Genomic DNA, 17,077 nt, shown 5'->3' with positions numbered 1-17,077 from the left:
AGCTAATGACTGGTACGGAATTGCGCTACCCCCGCGGCGGTTCAGATTCCTGCATACCAGTCATAATCCACGTTATCTTCCCAATATCCGCCCTTGCCCTTGCCGATCCCGGCGAGGCTTTCGACCGCGTCGATCGCCATCACATACTTCGCGTGCTTGTAGCCGAGTTGCCGCTCGACGCGCAGCCGGACGGGCGCACCGTGTGCGACGTCGAGCACGCGGTCGTTGAGCGCCCAAGCCAGGATCGTCTGCGGGTGGAACGCGTCGACCAGATCGATCGACTCGTAATAGGGCGTGCCGCGGTACAGGTCGGCGCAGGTGAAGACGATGTAGCGTGCGGTGTCGCGGATCCGGGCGGCCTGGAGCAGCGCGCCGAGCTTCGGTCCATGCCATTTGCCGATCGCGCTCCACCCCTCGACGCAATCGTGCCGCGTGATTTGCGTGCGCGACGGCATCTGGCGGAGTTGCGGCAACGTCACCGACAACGGCCGATCGACCAGCCCGCCGACTTTGAGCCGGTAATCCGCGAAGTTGTTCGCGACCATCGCGGTGTATCCAGGCGTTCCCGGATCGCGCGTGCCATTCGAGCGGAAGATCGGCGACATTTGCGCGGGGGTGAACTCTGGTGCGAGCGCGTTGCGGTTCGTCAGCGCGCGTTGCAGCCCCCGGTTCATGTCCTCGCCCATGAACAGGATTTTGCGCGCCTCGGGGTTCGCGGCGATCTTGTCGCACCCGGTCAGCAGCGCTCCCGCGCCGACGGTCGCACCGACAACGAGTGACCGGCGGGTAATCAACGAACTCATGCGACGTCCTCCGGCACGGCCCAGCGTCCGGTGATCATCGACCGAACCTCGTTCCAGGCGCCGGCGAGAATGACCAGCGCGAGATGGGCGATTATGAACAGCACCAGTCCGGTGGCGGCGATGAAGTGGATCGAGCGCGCCGATTGCCGCCCGCCGAAAATCTCCAGCAGCCACGGCCATGCGGCATCCATGTTCGGCGACATGGCGAGCCCGGTCAGGATCATCACCGGGATCAGCACGAAGATCGTCGCCACGTACGACAGCTTCTGGAGGATATTGTACGCGCCCGGCCGCTTCGGATCATGAAAGCGGAAGGCGAGATGCTCCTTCACGTCATGCGCCACTTCGCGCGGCGAAAGCTCGGCGGCGCGGACGCGGAGGTCGCGCTGGAAATGCCGGTTGATCAGGCTCACGATCATGAACCCGAGCAGCGCGAAGCTCAGCACCAGCGCGAACAGCAAATGCCAGCGCCGCGAGATGGCGAGATTGTAGCTCGCCGGGATCGTCAGCAGGTTGAGCAGCGTCACCACCCATCCCGGCCACTGGTCCAGCGTCGTCCAGGCGGTGTCGAAATTCGCGCCGTATCTGCCCCAATACAGCCGCGGATGGGCTTTCAGGATGCCGATCCCGCTGCCGATCATGATGAACATCGTCACCACCGTCACCCAGTGCCAGACGCGGGTCGCCAGCTTGTGGCGTTTGACGACCACCACGGAACCAGGGACGGAACCGCGGACGGAATCGGAGTAGGCAATGGGATCGTTCATGCGCGGCCTTCGCTATAGCCAGTCGAACCCGATCCTAGCAGGGATAAGCGCATGATCGAATGGCATTCTTACGAACCCGCAAACGGCCACCGCCTGCCGCACGATCCCTTGAACGCGATCGTCGCGCCGCGGCCGATCGGCTGGGTCAGCACGGTATCGGCGGATGGCGTGCCGAACCTCGCGCCCTATTCGTTCTTCAACCTGTTCAACTATAATCCGCCGATCATCGGCTTCTCGTCGATGGGCTGGAAGGACAGCGTTGCCAATATCGAGGCGACCGGCGAGTTCGTCTGGAACCTCGTCACCCGCGATCTCGGCGAGGCGATGAATGCGACGTCGGCGACCGTGCCCGCCGACGTCGACGAGTTCGCGCTGGCCGGGCTCGACATGGCACCCTCGACCAAGGTGAAGCCGGCGCGCGTCGCCGCCAGCCGCGCGCAGTTCGAATGCAGACTGACGCAGCTGATCCGGCTCGAGACCAAGGAAGGCCGCGCGCTCGACCAGTGGCTGGTGCTGGGCGAAGCGGTCGCGATCCACATCGACCCGGCGATGCTGGAGGACGGTGTGTACCAGACGGCGCGCGCGCAACCGATCCTGCGCGGCGGCGGCCCCGCGGATTACTTTGCCATCACGGAGGATTCCTTGTTCAAAATGCGTCGGCCGGGCTGATAGGAGGCGTATGTTGCGGCGCAGCATGTTGCTGCCGCACCGATTTACGAAAGCCACCTCCGCATGAAACCAGTCGATACGCGCATGGCGCTGCTCGCGCTCGCCGTCGGCGGGTTTGCGATCGGCACCACCGAATTCGCCGCGATGAGCCTGTTGCCGCAGTTCGCGCGGGGGCTCGGGATCGATGAGCCGACCGCGGGCCACGTCATCAGCGCTTATGCGCTCGGCGTGGTCGTGGGGGCGCCGACGATCGCCGTGCTGGCGGCGAAGATCGAACGGCGCACGCTGCTGATCGCCTTGATGACGTTTCTGGGAATCGCCAACGGACTGTCCGCGCTCGCGCCGACCTATCACCTCATGCTGCTGGCCCGGTTCCTGAGCGGTTTGCCGCACGGCGCGTATTTCGGCGTCGGATCGCTGGTCGCGGCGTCGATGGTCGCGCATGAGCGGCGTTCGCAGGCGGTGTCGCGGATGATGCTGGGGCTCACGATCGCGACGATCGCCGGGGTGCCGCTCGCCAACGGTCTCGGCCAGTGGTTCGGCTGGCGCTGGGGGTTCGGGGTCGTCGCGATCATCGCCGCGGCGACGGTGGTGATGCTGTTCCGCTTCGCGCCGGTGTTGCGGCCTGCGAAGGACGCCAGCCCGCTCGGCGAACTCGCGGCGCTGCGCAATGGCCAGGTGTGGCTGACGCTGGCGATCGGCGCGATCGGCTTTGGCGGGATCTTCTGCGTCTACACCTACCTCGCCTCGACACTGACCGACGTTACCGGCGTGTCGTCCGCCTTCACCCCCGTCGCGTTCGCGCTGTTCGGCGTCGGCCTGACGATCGGCACCCTGGTCTGCGCCAAGGCCGCCGACGTCGCGCTGATGCCGGCGGCGGGGATCACGCTGTTGTTCGGGGCAGGGGCGCTAGCGCTCTACGCGCCAGCCACGCCGCACCTCTGGGCGATGTTGCCGGTGGTGGTGCTGATCGGCTGCGGCGGAGGCCTGTCGACGATCCTGCAGACCCGGCTGATGGATATCGCGGAAGAGGCGCAGACCCTGGCGGCGGCGCTTAACCATTCCGCGTTCAACACCGCGAACGCGCTCGGGCCCTGGCTTGGCGGTCTGGCTATCGCGGGCGGCTTCGGCCTGCCCTCGACCGGCTGGGTCGGGACGGCGCTGGCCCTCGGCGGCTTCGCGATCTGGGCGCTGTCTTGGGCGATCGATCGCCGGAGGGTCTGACTGCCTAACCGTCATCCCAGCGTTCGCCGGCTGACGTCTTTCCTGCCGTCATCCCAGGGACAGCTGGGATCTCCCCGTTCCGGGTCGCGGCGTCCGCCAACAGAAATACCCCAGCTTTCGCTGGTGTGACGGTTGTGGAAGGCGACGGTTTTGGAAGGGCTTGGAGTTATCCCAATCACCACCACGCCGGCGGAGGCCGGGGCCCAATTGGGGGACGATGATGACTAAGGGCAGCGCTCCGTTACTTCAGCCTTACCAATTGGGCCCCGGCCTTCGCCGGGGTGGTGTCGGTTAGGGAGCTAGTTGTCCCCAAACCTCAGCGCGCGATATCGCGCTTGGCGAGCTGCTTGTTCAGCCCCAGCGCGATCAGCGTGAACACCGCGCCCGAGAACAGATACGCGCCGCTCGCCGCCAGCCCGAGCTTGCTCGTCAGCAGCAGTGCCGCCAGCGGAGCGAAGCCCGCACCGAACAACCAGGCGAGATCGGTCGTCAGCGCCGACCCCGTGTAGCGATGCTGCGGCGACAGGCTCGACGCGATCGCGCCCGAGGACTGGCCGAACGACAGACCGAACAGCAGGAAGCCGATGCCCATGAACAGGCGCTCGCCGACATCGCCGCCATCGAGCAGCGACGGTGCGGCGATCGCGAACAGCGCGATCAGGACCGCGATCGTGCCGAGCATCGTGCGACGCCCGAATCGGTCCGCGAGCAGACCCGACACCAACATCGCGCCGATACCGATGATCGCGCCGATGACTTCGACCACCAGGAAGCGACCGGCCGATTCACGCGTGAACAGCACGACCCACGACAGCGGGAACACCGTGACCATGTGGAACAGCGCGAAGCTGGCGAGCGGCACGAACGAGCCGAGCCAGATCGCCTTCCACTGCGACTGCACGGTCTCGACCACCGGCGCAGGCTCCAGCTCGCGCTTGGCGTACATGTCTTCGAATTCGGGCGTCACGACGAGACGAAGGCGCGCGAACAGCGCGACGACGTTGATCGCGAACGCCACAAAGAACGGATAGCGCCAGCCCCAGGCGAAGAAGTCCTCGGTCGGCAGTGCGGCGACGAAGAACGCGAACAGGCCGCTGGCGACCAGCAGGCCGATCGGCGCACCAAGCTGCGGCAGCATCGCGTACCAGCCGCGATGCTTCTCCGGCGCATTGAGCGACAGCAGCGAGGCAAGCCCGTCCCAGGCACCGCCGAGCGCGACACCCTGGCCGATGCGCAGCAAGGCGAGGATCGCGACCGACCAGTTGCCGACCGACTCATAGCTCGGGATGAACCCCATCGCGACGGTCGACGTGCCGAGCAGGAACAGCGACATCGTCAGCTTGACGCTGCGGCCGTACGCGCGATCGACCGCAATGAAGATGATCGAGCCGATCGGGCGGGCGATGAACGCCAGCGCGAATACCGCAAACGAATAGAGCGTGCCCTGCAGCCGGTCGACATACGGGAACACCAGGGTCGGGAACACCAGCACCGAGGCGATCGCGTAGACGAAGAAGTCGAAGAACTCCGAGGTGCGGCCGATCACCACGCCGATCGCGATCACGCCGGGCGTGACGTGCTCGCCGTCGCTGTGGATACTGCGAGCGTCGGCTTCGAAGCTCGTCTCGGGGATCGTGTTTGCACTCATTCTTCAACTCGCTCTTCGGGGCGCGGACCCATCATACGCTGTTCCGGCGGATGCGGGCAGGGGCAATCTATGCTACCCTTGGACATGATAAAGCCATGCCGATGTTGCAGTGCAGCGCCCATTGGACAAATTGTCCACTGTAGCGCAGCGCAACGCAGGCGTAGGGGGACCGCATGACCGTCGTGACACAGCTTTCCCGCACCAAAATCTCGGCCCGAAAATGGTTGGTTGCCATGCCCTTGGCATTGCTCACCAGCGGTTGCGACTGGGTTGTGATGTCGCCCTCCGGCGATATCGCAGTGCAGCAGCGCGATCTGGTGCTGATCTCGACCGGGCTGATGCTGCTGATCATCGTTCCGGTGATCTTTTTGACCCTGTTCTTCGCGTTCCGCTATCGCCAGTCGAACAAGGCCGCCAAGTACGAGCCCAACTGGGATCACTCGGTCGGCCTCGAGCTGCTGATCTGGGGCGTGCCGCTGCTGATCATCATCGCGCTCGGCGCGCTGACCTGGACCAGCACGCATCTGCTCGATCCGTATCGCCCGCTCGGCCGGATCAAGCCCGATACGCCGACGCTCGCGAACAATGTGCCGGTCGGCAATCTGGTCGACAAGCAGCAGGTCGGCAACGGTGCCAATGGTGCAGGCAAGCCGCTCGAGGTGCAGGTCGTCGCGCTCGATTGGAAGTGGCTGTTCATCTATCCGGAATACGGCATCGCCACGGTCAACGAACTGGCCGCACCGGTCGATCGCCCGATCCGCTTCTCGATGACCTCGTCGTCGGTGATGAATGCGTTCTACATCCCTGCGCTCGCCGGCATGATCTACACGATGCCCGGCATGCAGACGACGCTGAACGCGGTCATCAACAAGCCCGGCAACTACGAGGGCTTCTCGTCCAACTATAGCGGTGCAGGCTTCTCGGGCATGCGCTTCCGCTTCCACGGCGTGAGCGACGCGGGCTTCGATGCCTGGATCAACCAGGTCAAGCAGCGCGGCGGCGGTTTGAACCGCGCCAGCTATCTCCAGCTGGAGAAGCCGAGCGAGAAGGTGCCGGTCCGCTATTACAATGCGGTCGAGCCGGACATGTTCAAGCTGGTCGTCGAACAGTGCGTTCAGCCCGGCAAGGTCTGCATGTCGCAGATGATGCACGGCGGCAAGGGCGGGGGGGACTCGCATGCCGGTATGGCGATGCCGGGCGTCAATGGCGGCAAGGGTCCGCAGGATTCGTCCGAGCGCGTCGAAGGCGCCTTGATGAAGGATGCCGACCAGAAGGGAAGCGGGAAACATTGGACCGCACCGGCCGACATAAAACGGGACGGCGCGAACAGTGCGCCCGGCTCGGACGCCAACCGCAACCACACGATGCTGACCCCCTCAACCAAGCCGGGCACGCGCCCCGTCGCGAACGGCTAGAGAACCATCATGAACGACACTCTGTTGAAGACAATCTTCGGCCGCCTGACCCTGGAGTCGCTGCCGCTGCACGAACCGATCGTCGTCGCGACGTTCGCGATGGTGGCGATCGGTGGCGCAGGCCTCGTCGCGGCGCTGACCTATTTCAAGGTCTGGGGCTATCTCTGGAACCAGTGGTTCACCAGCGTCGATCACAAGAAGATCGGCATCATGTACATCATCCTGGCGATCGTCATGCTGCTGCGCGGGTTCTCCGACGCGATCATGATGCGCGCGCAGCAGGCGATGGCGTTCAACGGGTCCGAAGGATATTTGACCGCGCACCACTATGATCAGGTCTTCACCGCGCACGGCGTGATCATGATCTTCTTCGTGGCGATGCCGCTGGTCACGGGCCTGATGAACTATGTCGTCCCGCTCCAGATCGGTGCGCGCGACGTGTCGTTCCCGTTCCTCAACAATTTCAGCTTCTGGATGACCGCGGCGGGTGCCGTGATCGTCATGATGTCGCTGTTCATCGGTGAGTTCGCGCGGACCGGCTGGCTCGCGATGCCGCCACTCTCGGGACTGGCGTATTCGCCGGACGTCGGTGTCGATTACTATATCTGGGCGTTGCAGATCGCCGGCATCGGGACACTCTTGTCCGGCGTCAATCTGGTCGCGACCATCGTCAAGATGCGCGCCCCCGGCATGACCATGATGAAGATGCCCATCTTCACCTGGACGTCGCTCTGCACCAACATCCTGATCGTCGCCGCTTTCCCGGTGCTGACCGCGGTTCTCGCGATGCTGTCGCTCGACCGCTACATCGGCACTGCGTTCTTCACGAACGACTCGGGCGGCAACCCGATGATGTACGTCAACCTGATCTGGATCTGGGGTCACCCCGAGGTCTACATCCTGGTCCTGCCGGCGTTCGGCATCTTCTCGGAGGTCACCTCGACCTTCTCGGGCAAGCGCCTCTTCGGCTACAGCTCGATGGTCTATGCGACGCTCGTCATCACGATCCTCGCCTACCTCGTCTGGCTGCACCACTTCTTCACAATGGGGTCGGGCGCGAGCGTGAACTCGTTCTTCGGCATCACCACGATGATCATCTCGATCCCGACTGGGGCCAAGATCTTCAACTGGCTGTTCACGATGTACAAGGGCCGGATCCGGTTCGAACTGCCGATGATGTGGACGATCGCCTTCATGGTGACCTTCACGATCGGTGGCATGACCGGCGTGCTCCTTGCGGTGCCACCCGCCGACTTCGTGCTGCACAACTCGCTGTTCCTGGTCGCGCATTTCCATAACGTGATCATCGGCGGCACGCTGTTCGGCATGTTCGCCGGCATCAACTACTGGTTCCCGAAGGCGTTCGGCTTCAAGCTGAACGAGACGTGGGGCAAGATCTCGTTCTGGTGCTGGGTCGTGGGCTTCTACTTCGCCTTCATGCCGCTCTACGTGCTCGGCCTGATGGGCGTGACCCGCCGCATGCGCTATTTCGACGATCCGAACCTGCAGATCTGGTTCGTCATCGCCGCCTTTGGTGCAGCCTTGATCGCCGCCGGTATCGGTGCCTTCCTGATGCAGATCTTCGTCAGCATCCGGAACCGCGAGAAGCTCGCCGACCTCACGGGCGATCCGTGGAACGGCCGCACGCTCGAGTGGGCGACCTCGTCGCCGCCGCCGGACTACAACTTCGCGTTCACGCCGATCGTCCACGACCTGGACGCCTGGTACGACATGAAGGAGCGCAAGGCGGTTCGCCCGGTCAGTGGCTTCAAGTCGATCCACATGCCGAGCGGTACGGGAACGGGCGTCGTGCTCGCCGGACTGAGCGTGGCCTTCGGCTTCGCGATGATCTGGTACATCTGGTGGCTCGCCGGGCTGACGCTGGTCGGCATCTTCGCGACGACCATCTTCCACACCTTCAACTACAAGCGCGACTTCCACATCCCGGTCGAGGACGTGATCGCCAGCGAGGACGCGCGCACTCGCCAGCTCGCGACCCAGGGAGCCTGACGCGATGTCCGCAATACCCATGAAGGACGGTCTGAACGAGACGCGCCAAGGTTCAACTGGGCCGGTCTCATTCTACGACCTCGACGAGCATGAGCATCCCGACGGCGGCAGCACGATGCTGGGCTTCTGGATGTACCTGATGAGCGATTGCCTCATCTTCGCGGTGCTGTTCGCGGCCTATGCCGTGCTCGGCAACAGCTATGCCGGCGGCCCCAGCCCGAAGGAGATCTTCGAGCTGCCGCTGGTGGCGGTGAACACCGCGATGCTGCTGTTCTCGTCGATCACCTACGGCTTCGCGATGCTGTCGATGGAGGAAGGTCGCCAGCGCGTCATGCAGATGTGGCTGGTCTTCACCGGCCTGTTCGGCCTCGCGTTCCTGTCGATCGAAATGTACGAGTTCGCCACCCTCATCCACGAGGGTGCGGGCCCGACCCGCAGCGCGTTCCTGTCGTCGTTCTTCACGCTGGTCGGCACCCACGGCCTTCACGTCACGATGGGCCTGATCTGGCTCGTCACGCTGATGGTCCAGGTCCAGAAGCACGGCCTGATCGCCGCGAACAAGCGCCGCCTGATGTGCCTCAGCATGTTCTGGCATTTCCTCGACGTCATCTGGATCGGCGTCTTCACCTTCGTCTATCTGATGGGCACCCTACGATGAGCGACACGCACGCAACCACGCATGACGCGCATGCGGATCATGGCAGCCACGACGACCATGCCGCGCATGGCACGCGTGGCAGCTATCTGAAGGGGTTCTTCCTCTCGGTCATCCTGACCGCGATCCCGTTCTGGATCGTCATGACCGACGCGTTCAAGGATCCGTCGACCGCCGCGCTGGTCGTGATGGTCTTCGCGGTCGCGCAGATCGTCGTCCACATGATCTACTTCCTGCACATGAGCGGCAAGTCGGAGGGTGGCTGGACGATGATGGCGCTGATCTTCACGATCATCCTCGTCGTCATCACGCTCAGCGGATCGATCTGGGTGATGTACCACATGAACACGAACATGATGCCGATGCAGGCCGCGGCAGACATGTGATGAAGACGCGACCGGGCCCTGCCGTCTATGTCGCAGGCCTGGTCGCGCTGCTGCTGTTCGCCGGGTTCATGGCGCTCGGCATCTGGCAGGTCGAGCGCCGTACCTGGAAGCTCAACCTGATCGAACAGGTCGCGGCCCGCGCGCACGCCGCGCCGGCCGCCCCTCCCGGCCCAGCGTCATGGGGCGCAATCACCGCCACCACCGACGCCTATCGCCGCATCCGCCTCGACGGCACCCTCGACAATACGCGTGAGACGCTGGTGCGTGCCGCCACCGCACTCGGCAGCGGCTATTGGGTCGTCACGCCCTTGCGGACGCGCGAAGGCTTCACCGTCCTCGTCAACCGCGGCTATGTTTCGCCCGAGCAGCGCGTTGCGCATGCCAAGCCGGTCGGCCCGGTCACGATCACCGGCTATCTCCGCATCACCGAACCCAAGGGCGGCTTCCTCCGCAGCAACGATCCCGCGACGGGCAAATGGTATTCGCGCGACGTCGCGGCGATCGCGGCTGCACGAGGCCTGTCGAACGTCGCGCCCTATTTCGTCGATGCGGACAAATCCGGCGCGGGCGCCCCGGTCGGCGGCCTGACGATCATCGCCTTCCCCAACAACCATTTCGTCTACATGCTGACCTGGTTCGCGCTCGCTGCGATGACGATCGTCGCGTTCGTCGTGTTCGTCCGCCAGGATGCACGCAAGCGGCGAGAGGAGGCATGACCTCTGCGGGCGCACGCCAGGGCTGGCAACGCTGGCTCGCGCTCGCCACCGCCCGCACCGACGCGACCGGCAACGCCAACATGCGGCAGCTCGTGACGCTGCGCTGGATCGCAGTCGCCGGCCAGTTCGTCACGATATTGTTCGCGCGGTTCGGGCTCGGCTTCGACCTCCCGCTCGTCCCGATGATGGCCGCGCTCGCCGCCGCGGTCGGCCTCAACCTCGCCAGCATGCCGCTCTACGGCTGGCGCAAGGGCGCGAATATCCAGCTCCTGCTGGCGCTCCTATTCGACGTCGGCCTGCTCACCACGCAGCTCTACCTCGCAGGTGGCGCCACCAACCCGTTCATCTCGCTCTACCTGCTCCACGTCGTGCTCGGCGCAGTGCTGCTCGATCGCTGGTCGAGCTGGGCGATCGTCGTCGTCACCGCCGCCTGTTTCGGGGTGCTCACGCTCTACTACCGCCCGCTGGTCCTGCCCCCCGATTACAGCGGCGAGTATTTTCTGCTCTACACGATCGGCTCGCTGCTCTGCTTCATGCTGATCGCGACGCTGCTGATGCTGTTCATGACCCGCATCACCGGAAACTTGCGCGCCCGCGACACCCGCCTCGCCGACCTGCGCCAGCAGGCCGCGGAGGAGGATCACATCGTCCGCATGGGTCTGCTCGCGTCCGGCGCCGCGCACGAACTCGGCACGCCCTTGGCGTCGATCGCCGTCATCCTCGCCGACTGGCGGCGCATGCCGACGCTCGCGCAGGACGCCGATCTCCAGGCCGAGATCGTCGAGATGCAGTCCGAGGTGCAGCGCTGCAAGGCGATCGTCACCGGCATCCTGCTCTCCGCCGGCGAAGCGCGCGGCGAGGCGCCCGAGATCATGCCGCTCCACCAGTTCCTCGACGCGATCGTCGACGAATGGCGCGCCGTTCACCCCTCGGTCGATTTCGACTACACCACCCGAGTCGGCGACGATCCGCAGGTCGTCTCCGACCCCGCGCTCAAACAGGTGATCGCCAACGTGCTCGACAACGCCGCCGAAGCCTCGCCGCACTGGGTCGCATTCCGCGGCGAACGCAGCGACGGCGACCTCGCGCTGATCGTCCGCGACCGCGGCCCCGGCTTCAGCGAGGAGCGCCTCGCCAGCTTCGGCAAACCCTATCAGTCGAGCAAGCGCGAACCCGGCCACGGCCTCGGCCTGTTCCTCGCGGTCAACGTCATGCGCAAGCTCGGTGGCGGCGTGTCCGTCGTGAACTGCGACGACGGCGGCGCGGAAGTCACGATCAGCATGCCTCTCTCGGCGATCGCGCTCTCGTGAGGACTCCGGCATGAGCGAACCCGCCCTGCTCGCGATCGTCGAGGACGACGAGACGTTCGCCCGCACGCTTCGCCGCTCGTTCGAACGCCGCGGCTACGAAGTGATGCAGGCCGCCAGCCACGAGGAGCTCGTCGAACAACTCGCCGACCGCACGCCGCGCTATGCCGTCGTCGACCTGAAGCTCGGCGGCGCGTCCGGCCTCGTCTGCGTCCAGACGCTCCACGCGCACGATCCCGACATCATCGTCGTCGTCCTCACCGGCTTCGCGAGCATCGCCACCGCGGTCGAGGCGATCAAGCTCGGCGCGTCGCATTACCTCGTCAAACCCTCGAACACCGACGACATTGAAGCTGCGTTCGATCGCACCGAGGGTAGCGTCGACACTGAACTCTCCGAACGCCCGACCTCGATCAAGACGCTCGAATGGGAGCGTATCCACACCACGCTCGCCGAAACCGACTTCAACATCTCCGAGACCGCGCGCCGCCTCGGCATGCACCGCCGCACGCTCGCGCGTAAGCTCGAGAAGCGCCCGGTCAAATAGCGGCAACGCATCGGCGATGGCCCGCGTTGTCCTTCGATGCGTTCCCAAAAACTCTGGCAACCCGGCCGCCTGCTCGCGACCCCGTCCGCGCTGACCTGGGACCACGGCGCGTCGATCTTGGAACGAGCCACCGCGCTAGGCATCCCCATCACGACCCTGCCGAGCGACCGCCTCAAGCTCGACCTCCCCGACGACTTCCGCCGCGCCTATGCCGAGGCCAAGGCGACGCTCGCGCTGGTCGTCGCGCCACCGTCCAAGCGAAAGCTCCAGCCGATCGCCCCCAGCGCCGACTGGCGGATCGACCTCGCCGAAGGTTGCCCCGCGCATTGCGGCTATTGCTACCTCGCCGGCTCGTTGAAGGGCCCGCCGATCACCCGCGTCTACGCAAACCTGCCCGAAATCCTCGCCGAACTCCCCGCGCATCTCGGCCAGGGCATTGTCACCTCGCGCTCGACCGCCCGCGCGCACGAAGGCACCACGTTCGAGGCGTCCTGCTACACCGATCCGCTCGGCATCGAGCACGTCACCGGATCGCTCTCCGCGCTGATCGCGCATTTCGGCGCGTGGGAAGCGGACGTGCAACTGCGCTTCACGACGAAGTTCGACGCGGTCGAGCCATTGCTGACGCTAGACCACCGCGGCCGCACCCGCATGCGCGCCTCGATCAACCCCGCCGCCTATGCGCGCTTCGAAGGCGGCACGAGCCCCGTCGCCGCGCGGCTGGCGGCGCTGCGGAAAATGGCGGACGCCGGCTACAGGATCGGCCTGACGGTCGCCCCGATCATCGCCGCGGAAGGCTGGCGCGAGGCCTATGGCAAATTGCTGGCGGAGGCGGGCAGGATGCTCGCCGACGTTCCCGACGTAACGATCGAACTGATCACCCATCGCTACACGCCTGGCTCGAAGGCGGTGCTCGAAACCTGGTACCCCGGCTCGTCACTCGACCTCAGCATGGCCAACCGCACGCAGAAACGCACCAAGTTCGGCTCGACCAAATACGTCTACGACGCCGACACGATGCGCGCGCTCCGCAGCTTCTTCCAGGACGAGATCGCCGCCAAGCTCCCGGAGGCTCGGATCCTCTACTGGACCTGACCGCCGCGCCAACCGGCAACGCAGCGTTGCCATTCGCGGCCTTCCGATTGCCGCCACCGCCGCCTACCTCCAGATCATGACCAACATCCGCCAGCCAAGCCTCTTCATCCCGCACGGTGGCGGGCCCTGTTTCTTCATGGATGACCCCGCCGGCAACTGGACCGGCATGGCCGCGTACCTCCGGTCGATTGCCGCCTCGCTGCCCGAAAAGCCCAAGGCAATCCTCGTCGTCTCCGGCCATTGGGAAACGCGCGGCTTCGCCTTCACCGGTGCCGCCACCCCGCCGTTGATCTACGACTACGGCGGCTTCCCCCAGCACACCTACGAGCTGCGCTACGACGCCCCCGGCGATCCCGCGCTGGCCGCCCGTGCCGCCGACCTGATCCGCGGTGCTGGCCTGACCGCCACCGTCGATCCGACCCGCGGCCTTGACCACGGCGTCTTCATCCCAATGAAAGTCGCATTTCCCGACGCCGACATCCCGGTCGTCGAGATGTCGGTAGACGGCGATCTAGACCCAGCGCTCCACGCTGCCGCCGGCCGCGCACTCGCCCCCTTACGCGACGAAGGCGTCCTGATCGTCGGCTCTGGCATGAGCTTCCACAATATGCGCGGCTATGGCGACCCCCGGTTTACCGCGCCGTCCGAAGCCTTCGACCAATGGCTGACCGCCGCGGTCGAGTTCGAACCGACCGCCCGGGCGGCAGCGCTAGCCGGCTGGGCCGAAGCCCCCGCCGGCCGCCTCTCGCAACCTCGCGAGGAGCACCTCCTGCCGCTGATGGTCGCCGCCGGCGCCTCCGACCAACCCGGGGCGCAGGTCTACGGTGAACGCGTCCTGCAAACCGCAATCTCCGGCTACCGTTTCAACTGATGAGGTCAGGCGGCCACCGGCGCTCCACGATCCTCCCCCGCCAGGGGGAGGTGGCACCGAAGGTGACGGAGGGGGAGGAAACGGAACAGCAGTTCTCCCTTTCCTCCCCCTCCGTCTGGCAAGCGCCAGCCACCTCCCCCTGGCGGGGGAGGATCCATTCATCGTTCAATACGCTAAAGGAATTTGCATGCCCCTTCCCGTCCTGCTCGCCATCTCCGGCAGCCTGCGCCGCGGCTCGTACAACACCGCGATCCTGACCACGCTCGGCGAAGCGGTCGCCGACAAGGCCGCGCTCACGATCTTCGCGTTGAACGACGTGCCGCTCTACGACCAGGACGCCGACACCGACACGCCCCCCGCCGCCGTCGCAGCCTTGCGCGCGGCGATCGGCGCGGCCGATGGGATCGTCATCGCAGCCCCCGAATATAATCACGGCATCTCCGGCGTCCTGAAGAACGCGCTCGACTGGGCCTCGCGCCCGCACGGCAAGGCGACGCTGACGGGCAAACCGGTCTTCACGCTCACCGCCTCGCCCGGCGCAGTCGGTGGCGCGCGGGCTCACGCGCAACTGAACGAGACGCTCGCCTCGATCGGCGCCCGGACGGTCCTGCGTCCCCAGGCGGTCGTCGGCGCGGTGCACGAGAAGATCGCCGACGGTCGCCTCACCGACCAGCGCACGCTCGACTTCCTCGTCGGCGGCATAGACGACCTGCTCGCCGACATCGCCCGCCCGACCGCTGCCGACCGCGAGGCGTCCTGACATGCGGCAGGTCCTCAACCAGTATCCGGCCCAGCGCGACGATATCGCCGATCTTGTCACCCGCCGCCCGCTACCGGGGCCGGGCCTGCCGCAGGTCGACCCGTTCCTGTTCCTCAACCATCACGGCCCGCAGACCTATCGCCCCGGCAACAACGGCCTCCCGTTCGGCCCGCATCCGCACCGCGGGTTCGAGACGGTCAGCTTCATCTTGGAAGGCGAGATGGCGCATCTCGACAGCGGCGGCCACGAAAGCGTCATCCGCGCCGGCGGCGTCCAGTGGATGACCGCAGGCTCGGGCCTGATCCATGCGGAGATATCGCCCGCCTCGTTCAAGCGCGACGGCGGCCCGCTGGAGATCCTGCAACTCTGGGTCAACCTCCCCGGCCGCCTCAAGATGACCAAGCCCGCCTATACCGGCCTCCAGCGCGAGGACATTCCCGCGATCCCGGTCGAGGGCGGCGTCGTCAACCTGATCTCGGGCAGTTTGGGAGACCAGCACGGCCCGATCGAATCGCTGACCGACGTCGCGATGATGACGGTAGAACTCGAAGCCGGCGCCCATGTCGACCTACCAGCCCCGAGCGGCCGCGCGGTCTTCTTCTACGTCGTCGCCGGCACCCCCTCGGCCAACGGCACGCTGATCAAGCCGCACCACCTCGCCACGTTCGCGCCGGACGGCGACACCATCACCGTCACCACCGAAGCCCCCGCCACGATCCTGTACGGCCACGCCGACCCGATCGGCGAACCCGTCGTTTCTCACGGCCCCTTCGTCATGAACACGCGTCAGGAAATCGTCCGCGCGATCGAGGACTATAACGCCGGCCTCTTCGGCAAGCCGCCGGTCATACGCTAGGGCGCCTTGCGCACCGGCGGCAGCGCGGCACAAATGTCCGCGCCGCCCGCCGGTACCGTGAAGAACGGCCCCGCCCGGTTCTCGCGCGACGCGATCCAGGCGGCGAACCGCGCATTGTCCGCCGCGCGATATTCGAAGCGCGGTCGCTGGGCGGCAGGCAGTTCGCTTGCGAGGCGGGCGGAAACGATCGGGCTACGCTCGCCTTCCGCCTTGTAGAAACCGAGATCGCCCGTTCCGCGCGGCAGCGACGACAGCCACTCGATTCCGTCGATCACCCGGCCCACCACCGCGATGTTGCGGTCCAGCGCACGCGGCGAATGGCCGATCACCGTATACAGCTCCGCGCCGTTCCCTGTGCTCGGCGCCAGATCGCGCGCGACGCCGACCATGCCGTAGCAATGCGGCAGCCACTCGGTCGCGCCATTGCCCGCCAGTGGCCACCCGTCGCGGCTATACCCCGCCCATTCGGCATAGGGATCGCGCTGCGACAGCCGTGCCACAATCGTCGGCCCGGCATGCGAATATTCCGCCGGCGGATTGGCGACGACGCCCGCGACGAACGGCTTCTTCTCGGTCGCATCGCCCCATTGCGCGACGTAATTGTCCTGCAACCGGTACACGCTGGTCCCGACATCCCACCAATGAGCCGCGGCGAGCTTGCGGATATTGGCGACGTGCACGGGCGCATACCGAGGTGCCAGCCGCACGGTAAACCGGTGCCCATCGGCCAGCGTAAACACCAGCAGTTCGTCGTCCGGCACCGCGACCCAGTCGGCAGGCAACGGATCGGACGGCAGCGTGGCGGCGACCGGAGCGGCTTGTACGAGCGCGGCAGCGAGAAGATGATTCAGCATGCCAGAAGAGTGCCCGAGCGCATCCCCGCACGCAATCGCTTGCGCGTACGTGAAACGCGCACTAGCAGACGCCCTTCCAGAGCAATGCGGAGCGGTGGCCGAGTGGTCGAAGGCGCTCGCCTGGAAAGTGAGTATACGTCAAAAGCGTATCGAGGGTTCGAATCCCTCCCGCTCCGCCACCCATTCCGACAGGAATCGCAGCCTTTCCGGTGAAGGCGGTTTCGCTCGTGGACTGTACCAAATCTGCAGAAGGCCGCTTGATACGAGGGCGACACGCACATTTGTCCGGCGTTTGTCCGGTCTGCGCTCGACGAGTATCGGATGGTCCGTGCCGGTCGACGATCATCTGAATCGTCGACCGGCCGGTGAAAAATGGTGCTGCCGGTGAGGATTGAACTCACGACCTCAGCCTTACCAAGGATGCGCTCTACCACTGAGCTACGGCAGCACTCGCTGGCATCGCTGCCGGCGGAGTGGGGCTAAGAGACGAGGGC

At 65.7% G+C, this 17,077-nt stretch carries 17 protein-coding genes and 2 tRNA genes; 14 read left to right on the top strand and 5 right to left on the bottom strand.

Translation table 11 applies throughout. The features are described 5' to 3' along the window. Nucleotides 1-41 precede the first annotated feature (41 nt). Nucleotides 42-803 carry a molybdopterin-dependent oxidoreductase gene (locus NLI89_RS05875; protein ID WP_254686168.1) on the bottom strand — a complete coding sequence of 254 codons (762 nt, stop codon included), beginning with the start codon at nucleotides 801-803 and terminating at the stop codon, nucleotides 42-44. Beyond that, nucleotides 800-1,570 (bottom strand): cytochrome b/b6 domain-containing protein, encoded by a 771-nt coding sequence (locus tag NLI89_RS05870; protein WP_254686167.1) that lies wholly within the window; start codon nucleotides 1,568-1,570, stop codon nucleotides 800-802. The genes NLI89_RS05875 and NLI89_RS05870 overlap by 4 nt, the downstream gene beginning before the upstream one ends. 51 nt (nucleotides 1,571-1,621) lie before the next feature. Between NLI89_RS05870 and NLI89_RS05865 the strand changes: the two genes are divergently transcribed. Both NLI89_RS05865 and NLI89_RS05860 read left to right on the top strand, forming a co-directional pair. Next, on the top strand, nucleotides 1,622-2,239 hold the full coding sequence (locus NLI89_RS05865; RefSeq protein WP_254686166.1) for a flavin reductase family protein: 618 nt from the start codon (nucleotides 1,622-1,624) through the stop codon (nucleotides 2,237-2,239). 63 nt (nucleotides 2,240-2,302) lie between these two features. After that, nucleotides 2,303-3,463, top strand: coding sequence for an MFS transporter (locus NLI89_RS05860; RefSeq protein ID WP_254686165.1), 1,161 nt, complete (start codon nucleotides 2,303-2,305; stop codon nucleotides 3,461-3,463). Nucleotides 3,464-3,779: 316 nt separating this feature from the next. Here NLI89_RS05860 and NLI89_RS05855 read toward each other — a convergent pair whose 3' ends face one another. Then, nucleotides 3,780-5,111 (bottom strand): MFS transporter, encoded by a 1,332-nt coding sequence (locus NLI89_RS05855; protein ID WP_254686164.1) that lies wholly within the window; start codon nucleotides 5,109-5,111, stop codon nucleotides 3,780-3,782. 173 nt (nucleotides 5,112-5,284) lie between these two features. On the opposite strand from NLI89_RS05855, the gene NLI89_RS05850 reads away from it, so the two are divergent. The 11 genes from NLI89_RS05850 (at nucleotide 5,285) to NLI89_RS05800 (ending at nucleotide 15,729) form a co-directional block, all read left to right on the top strand. Further along, nucleotides 5,285-6,526 (top strand): COX aromatic rich motif-containing protein, encoded by a 1,242-nt coding sequence (locus NLI89_RS05850; RefSeq protein ID WP_439144479.1) that lies wholly within the window; start codon nucleotides 5,285-5,287, stop codon nucleotides 6,524-6,526. A 9-nt stretch (nucleotides 6,527-6,535) separates the two neighbouring features. Then, entirely contained in the window at nucleotides 6,536-8,536 is a 2,001-nt protein-coding gene (gene cyoB, locus NLI89_RS05845; protein ID WP_254686163.1) for a cytochrome o ubiquinol oxidase subunit I, read from the top strand. Nucleotides 8,537-8,555: 19 nt separating this feature from the next. Next, nucleotides 8,556-9,194: a cytochrome o ubiquinol oxidase subunit III gene (cyoC, locus tag NLI89_RS05840; protein ID WP_254686258.1), complete on the top strand. Its 639-nt coding sequence runs from the start codon at nucleotides 8,556-8,558 to the stop codon at nucleotides 9,192-9,194. Further along, on the top strand, nucleotides 9,191-9,577 hold the full coding sequence (gene cyoD / locus NLI89_RS05835) for a cytochrome o ubiquinol oxidase subunit IV (protein WP_254686162.1): 387 nt from the start codon (nucleotides 9,191-9,193) through the stop codon (nucleotides 9,575-9,577). Before cyoC ends, cyoD begins: the two co-directional genes overlap by 4 nt. Continuing rightward, the gene (locus NLI89_RS05830; protein WP_254686161.1) at nucleotides 9,577-10,293 is read left to right on the top strand and encodes an SURF1 family protein; all 717 of its coding nucleotides are present in this window, start codon (nucleotides 9,577-9,579) and stop codon (nucleotides 10,291-10,293) included. Before cyoD ends, NLI89_RS05830 begins: the two co-directional genes overlap by 1 nt. Next, the gene (locus NLI89_RS05825) at nucleotides 10,290-11,603 is read left to right on the top strand and encodes an ATP-binding protein (RefSeq protein ID WP_254686160.1); all 1,314 of its coding nucleotides are present in this window, start codon (nucleotides 10,290-10,292) and stop codon (nucleotides 11,601-11,603) included. Before NLI89_RS05830 ends, NLI89_RS05825 begins: the two co-directional genes overlap by 4 nt. A gap of 10 nt (nucleotides 11,604-11,613) precedes the next feature. Continuing rightward, nucleotides 11,614-12,147 (top strand): response regulator transcription factor, encoded by a 534-nt coding sequence (locus NLI89_RS05820; RefSeq protein ID WP_254686159.1) that lies wholly within the window; start codon nucleotides 11,614-11,616, stop codon nucleotides 12,145-12,147. 36 nt (nucleotides 12,148-12,183) lie between these two features. Then, nucleotides 12,184-13,242, top strand: coding sequence for a spore photoproduct lyase family protein (locus tag NLI89_RS05815; RefSeq protein ID WP_254686158.1), 1,059 nt, complete (start codon nucleotides 12,184-12,186; stop codon nucleotides 13,240-13,242). Nucleotides 13,243-13,318: 76 nt separating this feature from the next. Continuing rightward, a complete protein-coding gene (locus tag NLI89_RS05810) occupies nucleotides 13,319-14,113 on the top strand; it encodes a DODA-type extradiol aromatic ring-opening family dioxygenase (protein WP_254686157.1) in 795 nt (264 codons plus the stop codon). A 187-nt stretch (nucleotides 14,114-14,300) separates the two neighbouring features. Beyond that, nucleotides 14,301-14,873 carry an NADPH-dependent FMN reductase gene (locus NLI89_RS05805; RefSeq protein WP_254686156.1) on the top strand — a complete coding sequence of 191 codons (573 nt, stop codon included), beginning with the start codon at nucleotides 14,301-14,303 and terminating at the stop codon, nucleotides 14,871-14,873. Nucleotide 14,874: 1 nt separating this feature from the next. Then, nucleotides 14,875-15,729 (top strand): pirin family protein, encoded by an 855-nt coding sequence (locus tag NLI89_RS05800; protein ID WP_254686155.1) that lies wholly within the window; start codon nucleotides 14,875-14,877, stop codon nucleotides 15,727-15,729. Here NLI89_RS05800 and NLI89_RS05795 read toward each other — a convergent pair. Beyond that, nucleotides 15,726-16,583 carry a peptidylprolyl isomerase gene (locus NLI89_RS05795; RefSeq protein WP_254686154.1) on the bottom strand — a complete coding sequence of 286 codons (858 nt, stop codon included), beginning with the start codon at nucleotides 16,581-16,583 and terminating at the stop codon, nucleotides 15,726-15,728. The genes NLI89_RS05800 and NLI89_RS05795 overlap by 4 nt on opposite strands. An 88-nt stretch (nucleotides 16,584-16,671) precedes the next feature. On the opposite strand from NLI89_RS05795, the gene NLI89_RS05790 reads away from it, so the two are divergent. Then, nucleotides 16,672-16,762, top strand: a tRNA-Ser gene (locus tag NLI89_RS05790). Between the two features lie 194 nt (nucleotides 16,763-16,956). Here NLI89_RS05790 and NLI89_RS05785 read toward each other — a convergent pair. Further along, nucleotides 16,957-17,031: transfer RNA gene (locus NLI89_RS05785), tRNA-Thr, on the bottom strand. Nucleotides 17,032-17,077 lie beyond the last annotated feature (46 nt).

Origin of the sequence: Sphingomonas faeni (genome assembly GCF_024273235.1) — a bacterium.
In the GTDB taxonomy this organism is placed as follows: domain Bacteria; phylum Pseudomonadota; class Alphaproteobacteria; order Sphingomonadales; family Sphingomonadaceae; genus Sphingomonas; species Sphingomonas faeni_A.
Note: the sequence above shows the minus strand (reverse complement) of the source record. Positions and strands in the feature narration are given on the sequence as shown.

Excerpts from the sequence above, each read along its gene's own strand:
- NLI89_RS05875 (WP_254686168.1), bottom strand. The coding sequence starts at position 803 with ATGAGTTCGTTGATTACCCGCCGGTCACTCGTTGTCGGTGCGACCGTC.
- NLI89_RS05870 (WP_254686167.1), bottom strand. The coding sequence starts at position 1,570 with ATGAACGATCCCATTGCCTACTCCGATTCCGTCCGCGGTTCCGTCCCT.
- NLI89_RS05865 (WP_254686166.1), top strand. The coding sequence starts at position 1,622 with ATGATCGAATGGCATTCTTACGAACCCGCAAACGGCCACCGCCTGCCG.
- NLI89_RS05860 (WP_254686165.1), top strand. The coding sequence starts at position 2,303 with ATGAAACCAGTCGATACGCGCATGGCGCTGCTCGCGCTCGCCGTCGGC.
- NLI89_RS05855 (WP_254686164.1), bottom strand. The coding sequence starts at position 5,111 with ATGAGTGCAAACACGATCCCCGAGACGAGCTTCGAAGCCGACGCTCGC.
- NLI89_RS05850 (WP_439144479.1), top strand. The coding sequence starts at position 5,285 with ATGACCGTCGTGACACAGCTTTCCCGCACCAAAATCTCGGCCCGAAAA.
- cyoB (WP_254686163.1), top strand. The coding sequence starts at position 6,536 with ATGAACGACACTCTGTTGAAGACAATCTTCGGCCGCCTGACCCTGGAG.
- cyoC (WP_254686258.1), top strand. The coding sequence starts at position 8,556 with ATGAAGGACGGTCTGAACGAGACGCGCCAAGGTTCAACTGGGCCGGTC.
- cyoD (WP_254686162.1), top strand. The coding sequence starts at position 9,191 with ATGAGCGACACGCACGCAACCACGCATGACGCGCATGCGGATCATGGC.
- NLI89_RS05830 (WP_254686161.1), top strand. The coding sequence starts at position 9,577 with ATGAAGACGCGACCGGGCCCTGCCGTCTATGTCGCAGGCCTGGTCGCG.
- NLI89_RS05825 (WP_254686160.1), top strand. The coding sequence starts at position 10,290 with ATGACCTCTGCGGGCGCACGCCAGGGCTGGCAACGCTGGCTCGCGCTC.
- NLI89_RS05820 (WP_254686159.1), top strand. The coding sequence starts at position 11,614 with ATGAGCGAACCCGCCCTGCTCGCGATCGTCGAGGACGACGAGACGTTC.
- NLI89_RS05815 (WP_254686158.1), top strand. The coding sequence starts at position 12,184 with ATGCGTTCCCAAAAACTCTGGCAACCCGGCCGCCTGCTCGCGACCCCG.
- NLI89_RS05810 (WP_254686157.1), top strand. The coding sequence starts at position 13,319 with ATGACCAACATCCGCCAGCCAAGCCTCTTCATCCCGCACGGTGGCGGG.
- NLI89_RS05805 (WP_254686156.1), top strand. The coding sequence starts at position 14,301 with ATGCCCCTTCCCGTCCTGCTCGCCATCTCCGGCAGCCTGCGCCGCGGC.
- NLI89_RS05800 (WP_254686155.1), top strand. The coding sequence starts at position 14,875 with ATGCGGCAGGTCCTCAACCAGTATCCGGCCCAGCGCGACGATATCGCC.
- NLI89_RS05795 (WP_254686154.1), bottom strand. The coding sequence starts at position 16,583 with ATGCTGAATCATCTTCTCGCTGCCGCGCTCGTACAAGCCGCTCCGGTC.